The following is a 4,694-nucleotide window of genomic DNA, read 5'->3' as shown; positions in this document are numbered from 1 at the left end:
CAGGTAAAGGATAATGGAGAAAGCGAATGCCATTTTGTAACGAAATGGATAGAATTTGTAACATTAATTCGCGTGAAAACGAGCAGACTTCCATTTGGTCCCTCATGACAAGAAACTTTGTTAACCACTTAAGGTAGGAAAGCAGATGATTACAAGTACAACTGTAAGTGCACCTACCAATAACTCCGAAGCATGGAACCAGTTACCCTGGAAGAAATGCCAAAAAGTTGTTATGAGGCTACAGAGGCGTATTGTTAAGGCTGTCCAACAAGGCAGATGGGGTAAGGTGAAAACTTTACAACACCTTCTCACACGCTCTTTTAGCGGCAAAGCTTTGGCGGTTAAGAGAGTAACTGAAAACCAAGGAAAAAACACAGCAGGTGTAGATCGTCAAATATGGTCAACTTGCAACACAAAATTTCAAGGAATAAAGCTATTAAAACAAAGAGGATACAAACCTTCTCCGCTAAAACGGATATACATCAGTAAGTCTAATGGCAAAAGAAGACCTCTTGGAATCCCTACGATAAAAGATAGAGCCATGCAAGCATTATACTTGTTTGCTTTGGAACCGATAGCTGAAACGATCAGTGATCGTCACTCTTATGGTTTTAGACCAAAAAGATCCTGCGCAGACGCTACTGTGGCTTGTCACTTGTTACTGGCAAGCCGTAACCAACTACAATGGATACTCGAAGGTGATATTAAAGGGTGTTTTGATAACATTAACCATGAATGGCTCATGAAGCATATTCCTATGGAGAAGAAAATTCTTCATAGCTGGTTAAAAGCTGGCTTCCTAGAATCAAAAACTCTGTATTCCACAACTGCAGGTACCCCACAAGGTAGTATCATCTCTCCAATACTAGCAAATCTAGCCCTAAATGGACTTGAAAAATCATTGGAAAGTCAATTTGGTAAACTTGGCAGTAAAAGAAGAAGCAAAATCAGAAGTGGAGTAAATGTAATCAGGTACGCAGATGACTTTATCATTTCAGGAATCACACGTGAAGTACTGGAAAATGAAGTAAAACCTCTAGTATCGTCCTTTCTTCAGGAGAGAGGTCTTATCCTTTCCGAAGAGAAAACAAAAATTACATCTATTACAACAGGGTTTGACTTTCTTGGTTGTAATGTACGCAGGTATAATAAGAAGTTAATTATAAAACCTTCAAAAGAAAGTATTAAGAAACTTCTTAATAAAGCACGTACATTGATAAAGGCAAACATAGCGAACACTCAGGCCGTACTAATCAAGTTGCTCAATTCCCTATTAAGGGGATGGGGAAATTACTACAGCCATGTGTGTGCGAAAAGAGCTTTTAACAAAATAGACCATGAAATTATGTGTGCTCTATGGAAATGGGCAAAGAAAAGACATCCTCGTAAAGGATTACGTTGGATAAAGAATCGTTACTTCAAGGTAATGAAACAACGCCAATGGGTCTTTGCTGCACCCATATGCAAGAACAAACCGAAAGAGATAAGGTATTTAAGACTGCTTAGGTTGATTGATATACCTATCAGACGACATGTTAAAATCAGGGCGGATGCAAATCCACTTGACTTAAAATGGAAAAAGTATTTTGATGAAAGAGTGAAACAAACAAAAATGTTAGCAAGCTCTTTCTCAAGAGAAGGTTCTCTACTGTTGGTGTCACCATTAAGAATGATGTTTTCTGAGGAATCATGAAGGACAAGCCGGTTCGAGAAAAGAAGGACTTAGATAAGGGGCTCAAGCGTAGTGTGGGGAAACCTGCATGCTGCGTTTCTAAGGGAGGGAGTAGTAGCAATACTACTTCCTTACCTAACCAATGATTATAGGTTTTCTGTGCATAATGACACATAACACCCAGCGGTCTTGTTACCTCATGATTATCAATATAATGAGAGCAGCCACCATGAAATACCAGTGGCAAATGTCTGTGACCATATAATTCCTTAGTTTCAAGAATCTCTTCATTCGTAAAGCGATAAAAAGTTATGCCACCATCTTTTTTTAAATACAAATCAGTAACTTCAATATAAGGAACAGTATCTTTATCTTTAAATTCCAGCTTTGCAATTTTAGCAGGGGAAAAACCCATTTTTTCCAAGCTAGTTTTATATAAGCGATGAATAATACCACAGTAACGTCCATCACCCTTATGTGGCTCATTACTATGTGGATCGAAGAAGAAACTTTCAGTACCGTTTATTGCCCTGATTTTAAAGGTCAATTCATCATCTTCGATATCTTCGTTATTGTAACCAAAACCAACATAAAGCGCAGAATATCCTCCTATTATTGCTTCTTTTAATGCTTTGCTATATTCCACATAGTGATCTTGACTAAAGATCAGATCCGTGATATGATTATGCATCAATTGCATAATCTCCGGATCTTTGCTCTCACCATTAACCTTAAGCTCCAAGTCATACCTTTTGCCGCGTACAGTGTTTAAAATCTTCTCAGCCATCGCAAATGTGACGTTGAAAACTATCGGTTCTGCATCAATATTTAGCAGCTCTCGCTGTTCATTTTCAGTATATTGCTGCCCCATGATCACGAACTTATGCTGCCGCCGTGCCTGCTCGATATTTTGACTCCAATAATCAAACCAACTATTGCGCAGTCTCATTAAGTACTCTAGCTTAGTCATTTCCTTTTACCCGTCCACGAAGAGCTACTTTACCACCACTCATAGCTGCTTTTTTAAGCATTTCTAAGATGAAACCACTTTGTTCTTCGATAATCTTGCCTTGCAAAGCAGATAGTAGTTCTCGTGTTACTGGATCTTTGGCAGAACCAAAAGAATATTGGGCAAATAACTTAGCAATTTTGCCATCTGCAAATCCATTGAGACCTATTTGTGCTAAGACTTCTTTTATAGCTCCTCCAGATAAATGACCAAACCATCCTGTTTTATTAGCAAACTCTGTCAATTTTTCTGAAGCAACAGGTGCTATAAACTTATTTCTAATAGCGTCAGCATTTTCTAACAAAAAACCTCTAATTACTTGGTCCTTAGTAAATACTCCGTTGTCAATAGCAATCTTTTCAGGTAATTCACCAAATACTTCAGCTACTTTTCTAACGTTCCCTTTCTCTAAGGCACTACTCGCACCGCTTAGTAGCCCCATTGTTTTACTGACATTGGCACGCAGCGGTAAAAAGTGTTCTTCTAGTTTGCTTACAACATCTCTGATCTGATTTTCTGGTACATCATATTTTTTGGCTAAATTTCGAGAAGATTCCCTGAGTCCTGATAATATATCGGCAAATTCTTTGGATGTATAATTTCCATCTTTACTAGAAAACTTCTTTGCTAAATCCTTAGCAACAATTCTTTGAAAAGGATTGTTAGTTTCCTTAGTAGCACTCTTTAAGAACTTTCCTACATCATTTACTTTAATATCTGGTACGTCTTTTATTGCAGTATCAAAACCACGACTAACTACATTGCGTACAGGTTCTCTACCCTGTTTAAACAGACCTGTTACTGCTTTTCCACCTTTAGCTACCACATTACCCAGCCCATGAGCTGCGAGAATCAAAGCTGCATCTTCTTTTGTATCAGTAAACGCATTAGAGAGCGCATTTGGATCACCTGCCATTCCTCTTTCAGCAGCAGTTCCAGCATATGCTCCTACCAAACCTCCAAGACTGCCTCCTATAAACATCCCAATAGGTCCTAAAGGTGCCCCAAGCGTAGCTCCTATTGCAACAGCCGGAATATCCGCTATCATCTGTAACCCCAGTTCTCGAAAAAAGTTTTTCTTTATCTCCGGTGGTTCATTAATAATCTCAGGATTACCTGAAAACTTAATTAAAGTATCAAGTTCATCATCACTTAAGCCTTCAATCTGACTATCAAGTTTTCTCGTAGCTTCTTCCTTCACGGTTGCCTGTATCTGTGGATCTTGCATTAGCTGACCAAGCTGTGTCTCATTTAGCCCTCTAATTTTCTTCTGAATATCCCCAGCACGGGCATCAAGCTTTTCCCTCGTTTCATCAAAAAACTTCCTCCAACTCTTGGCTGAGAGTTTATTGACATCGAACTTTTCTTTGAAAGCCTCCACTGAATACTTATTTATAGGCAAACCCTCAATCTGCATAATTGCAGGTAAAAGCTCGCCTTCTAGGTAACGGCCAAACTCATTGCGAGCATTGACTTTAGATTCATCTCTAAAAAGATCCATAACTGAATTAATTTTATCACCATAGAGTAGCCTGGAAAATCTAGAATCAGGCAAAGCACCTTCCGCAGCACCCAGCTTCTCATAAGCTAAATCTATCGCTCTTTGATATCTTGGTACATTTGAAATGTACTCTTTTTTATCAGGTAATAACTCCTGAGCTTTAAGTTGTTGTTCCATGTGTTGCTTTTGGAATTCCTCAAAGCGTTTTCGTTCCAAAAGTCTTTGCTCATATTTACCCTCGAGCGCTCCTTTACCAAGACCACTAAGTAACCCTAACATCTTCCACTACCTTCAAAGTCTCCCCTATACTCATCAACAATACCATCGACCATTTCTTGGCTTCTTGATAAGTTGTTATCACTTTTTAACTTATCCTGAGCAAAGACTAGATGCTTCAGCTCACCACCATCAATCTCATCACAAAGTCCTAAGCCTAATTTAAGTATTAGAGGTTGTCCGGAAACAAGTAAAAGGCTATAATATCTGAAATTTTAGTACGGGGTAAAGATGAG

2 protein-coding genes and 2 pseudogenes are annotated in these 4,694 nt (G+C 38.6%); 2 read left to right on the top strand and 2 right to left on the bottom strand.

The annotated features are described in order from the left end of the window. Positions 1-145: 145 nt before the first annotated feature. The gene (gene ltrA / locus OZD62_RS04175) at positions 146-1,693 is read left to right on the top strand and encodes a group II intron reverse transcriptase/maturase (protein ID WP_006280223.1); all 1,548 of its coding nucleotides are present in this window, start codon (positions 146-148) and stop codon (positions 1,691-1,693) included. Beyond that, positions 1,690-1,815 (top strand): annotated as a pseudogene (locus OZD62_RS04170) (Rpn family recombination-promoting nuclease/putative transposase); the annotation flags it as partial. The gene ltrA and the pseudogene OZD62_RS04170, both read left to right, overlap by 4 nt. Before the next feature lie 260 nt (positions 1,816-2,075). On the opposite strand, the pseudogene OZD62_RS06265 reads toward OZD62_RS04170, so the two are convergent. Together OZD62_RS06265 and OZD62_RS04165 are read right to left on the bottom strand one after the other, a co-directional pair. After that, positions 2,076-2,621, bottom strand: a pseudogene (locus OZD62_RS06265) (portal protein); the annotation flags it as partial. Between the two features lie 13 nt (positions 2,622-2,634). After that, positions 2,635-4,461 (bottom strand): hypothetical protein, encoded by a 1,827-nt coding sequence (locus OZD62_RS04165; RefSeq protein ID WP_275019491.1) that lies wholly within the window; start codon positions 4,459-4,461, stop codon positions 2,635-2,637. Positions 4,462-4,694: the final 233 nt, after the last annotated feature.

This window comes from Wolbachia endosymbiont of Drosophila seguyi, assembly GCF_028981765.1.
GTDB classification, from domain to species: Bacteria; Pseudomonadota; Alphaproteobacteria; order Rickettsiales; family Anaplasmataceae; genus Wolbachia; species Wolbachia pipientis.
This window is presented reverse-complemented; position numbering and strand designations above follow the sequence as displayed.

Coding starts and splice junctions, on each gene's coding strand:
- OZD62_RS04165 (WP_275019491.1), bottom strand. CDS start 4,461: ATGTTAGGGTTACTTAGTGGTCTTGGTAAAGGAGCGCTCGAGGGTAAA.
- ltrA (WP_006280223.1), top strand. CDS start 146: ATGATTACAAGTACAACTGTAAGTGCACCTACCAATAACTCCGAAGCA.